At 73.6% G+C, this 3360-nt stretch carries 2 protein-coding genes; one reads left to right on the top strand and one right to left on the bottom strand.

What is annotated here, in order from left to right:
- On the top strand, positions 1-1609 hold a 1609-nt coding region (locus tag OZN99_RS27970), incomplete at its 5' end, for an ATP-binding protein (protein WP_270938499.1).
- Positions 1610-1621: 12 nt separating this feature from the next.
- On the opposite strand, the gene OZN99_RS27975 is transcribed toward OZN99_RS27970, so the two are convergent.
- Positions 1622-3360 (bottom strand): sulfatase-like hydrolase/transferase (locus OZN99_RS27975; protein ID WP_270938500.1); only part of this gene is annotated, 1739 nt, incomplete at its 5' end.

A 3360-nucleotide genomic window follows, 5' to 3' on the forward strand; every position in this document is an offset into this window, starting at 1 on the left:
CGTGACGACGGAGCGCCGCGCGCAGCAGGCGCTGGAGGAGGCGCGCGCCGGCCTGGAGCGCCGCGTCGCCGAGCGCACCGGCGCGCTGGCCGAGGCGAATGCCCGCCTGCGGGAGGGCGAGGCGCGCTTCCGCGGGCTGTTCAATGCCACCTTCCAGTTCATCGCCCTGCTGTCGCCGGACGGCACGCTGCTGGAGGCGAACGCGGCGATGCTCCGCCTCGGCCGCGCGCCGGCCAGCCAGGTGATCGGCCGGCCCTACTGGTCGGCGCCCTGGTGGCCGGACGATGCGGCGACGCAGGCGCTGCTGCGCGACGCCGTGGCGGAAGGCGCCGCCGGCCGCTTCGCTCGGCGCGAGACCGGCATGCGCGACGCCGAGGGCCAGCCGCTGGTGGTGGATTTCTCCGTCACCCCGGTGCGCGACGAGGACGGCCTCGTCTCCCTGCTGGTGGCGGAGGCACGCGACGTTTCCGCGCTGAAGGCCGCGCAGGCGCTGCTGCACGAGGCGCAGAAGATGGACACGCTGGGCCAGCTGACCGGCGGCGTGGCGCACGACTTCAACAACCTGCTGATGGCCGTGCTCGGCAACCTGGCGATCGCGCGCAAGCGCGCGGAGACCAGCGCGCCCGATTTGCTGCGCCACCTGGACAACGCCACCCAGGCGGCCGACCGCGGCGCGACGCTGACGCAGCGGCTGCTGGCCTTCGCGCGCCGGCAGGACCTGAAGCCGATGCCCGTGGACCTGCGGGACCTGCTGCTCGGGCTGGATGGGCTGCTGCGCCGCTCGGCCGGCCCGCTGGTCGCGCTGGAGATCGACGCGCCGGAAGGCCTTCCGCCGGCGCAGGTTGACCCGCATGCGCTGGAGCTCGCCCTGGTCAACCTGGCGGTCAACGCGCGCGATGCGATGCGCGAGGGCGGGCAGCTGTCCGTCCGCATCGCGCTGGTGGAGGGCGAGCTGCCCGGGCGGCTCACCGCGGGCCGCTGGCTGACGATCGCGGTGGCCGACAGCGGCGAAGGCATGGACGAGGCGACGCTGGCGCGCGCGGTGGAGCCCTTCTTCACAACCAAGGGGCCGGGCCAGGGCACCGGCCTCGGCCTGTCCATGGTCCATGGCCTGGCGGCGCAGTCCGGTGGCGCGCTGGTGCTGGACAGCGCGCCGGGCGAGGGCACCACCGCGACGCTCTGGCTGCCGGTCTCCGGCATGGCCGCGGTCCCGGCACCGGCCGATCCGCGCGCCGTCGTGCCCAGCCAGGGCCAGGGCGCGGTACTGGTCGTGGACGACGAGCCGCTGGTGCTGGAAAGCACGGCGGCGATGCTGGAGGAGCTGGGCTACGAACCCGTGCGCGTCGACAGCGCGGAGGCCGCGCTGGCGATGCTGGACGAGCGGCAGGACGTGGCGGCGGTGCTGACCGACCACGCGATGCCCGGGATGACCGGCGCGGCGCTTGCCGCCCGGCTGCGCACCGAGCGACCCGGCCTGCCGGTGATCCTTGCCACCGGCTATGCGTCTGCGGGCAACGACGACGCGGGCGCGCTGCCCCGCCTGCTCAAGCCCTACGGCCTCGGCCAGCTCTCCGAGGCGCTGCGGGAGGCGATGTCGCGGGCGGCGTGAGGCGCCGGCCGGCTACAGGTCCACCCGGTCGATGGTCCACTCGATGCGGGGGAAGTCCGGCATCTCGCGGCCGTCATCCACGCCGATCTCGGCGGCGATCAGGCGCTCGAGCTTGTCGCTCATCGCCTGCACCAGCGCGCCGTTCCGCGACCGGTCGGTGGCGAGGTTGCGGGTCTCGGCGGGGTCGGAAGCGAGGTCGAAGAGCTCGACGTCGTTCCGGGCGTAGAGCTCATCCAGCGTGGCCGGGCGGTGGCGCTGCGTGGGTGCGAAGTAGCGGGTGAATTTGTGCCGCCCGTCGAAGACCGAGCGCAGGCTGCCGCGCTTGGTGAGGTCGGGCTGGAAGCCCTGGCGGCGCAGCTCCTCCTTCGGGTCCTTGCCCGCTGACCACGCCGCGGCGACCTGGCGCCACAGCTCGGCGTCGTTGGTGCTGAGGCCGCTGTAGGTGAAGAGCACGCCCTCGCGCACGGCGTTCGCGCCGGCCGCGCCCGGGCTCGACAGCAGCGGCGTGAGGTCCTTGCCGGGCAGGCTGCGGCGCGCGAGCTCCGCCACGCGCCCGGGCACCACGCCCGCCATGCCGAGCAGCGTCGGCACCAGATCGATGTGGCCGGACAGCGCGCGGCAGTCCTGTCCGCCCCGCACGTCCGGATGCGTGACGTAGAGCGGCAGGTGGGTGGTCTCCTCGTAGGCGAAGGGGCCCTTGCCGTGCAGCCCGTGCGCGCCGGCCATCTCGCCGTGGTCGGCGGTGAACACCACCGCCGTGCGGTCCGCGAGCCGCAGCATGTCGAGCTCGGCGAGCAGCGCCGAGAGCGAGTTGTCCACGTTGCGGATGCAGTTGATGTAGTAGTCGTGGAAGCGGCGCCAGCGCTCGGGCTCGCGCGGGATGTGGCCGAGCACGACGTCCCACATGCGCTGGAACTCGCCATGCGCGGCGGGGCGGCCGGGGGCGTCGAAGGGCTCGGTCAGCGTCGGCGGGACCGGCGTGTCCCAGGTGGCGCGGTAGAGCGGATGGTCCGGCGCTCGCTCCGGGCGGCGCATCAGCGCCCCGGTGTCCTGCACCGGCTGCCCCGGCAGGTCGGTGTTGAAATACATCACGTCATGCGGGTTCACGAGGCTGACGAAAAGCGCCCAGGGCTTGCCCTCGTCCGTCAGCGCGCGGCCGTGGCGGCGCAGCCAGGTGACGGCACTGCCGGCGATCAGGTGGTCGAAGTGGTAGCCGCCGAGCGTATGGCCGATGATGTCGCCGACGCCGTTGTAGTCGGCGAAGCCGTGCTCCTCCATCTCCCGCGTGAAGAGGCGCTCCGGCGCCTCGCTGTCGAATGTGTCGTTGAGGTGCCACTTGCCCTTGTAGGCGGTGTAGTAGCCGGCGCCGCGCAGCATGTGACCGATGGTCGGGATGTCGGTGGGCAGCTTCGACACCCAGGGCACGTCGGCATTCTCGAACATGCGGTTGTCGGGCGTCTGCAGCCCGGTCATCAGCACGGCTCGGGAGGAGGTGCACATCACCGCCGGGCAGTAGTGGGCGTGGAAGGTCACGCCGTGGCGTGCCAGCCGCTCATGGCCGGGCAGCGACAAGCCGGCGGGCCAGGTCGCGGCATAGCGCTCCTGGTCGGTGAAGACGAAGAGGAGGTCGGGCGGGCGCGCCGTGCCGGCGGTGGCAATCGCGGGGGCCGGAAGCGGTTGCGCGCGGCCGGTGCCCGGGAACCCGCCGCCTGCCCAGGCCCCGGCGAGCGCCGCGGCCGTCCGGCCCAGCA

Source organism: Falsiroseomonas oryzae, assembly GCF_027856955.1.
GTDB classification, from domain to species: domain Bacteria; phylum Pseudomonadota; class Alphaproteobacteria; order Acetobacterales; family Acetobacteraceae; genus Falsiroseomonas; species Falsiroseomonas oryzae.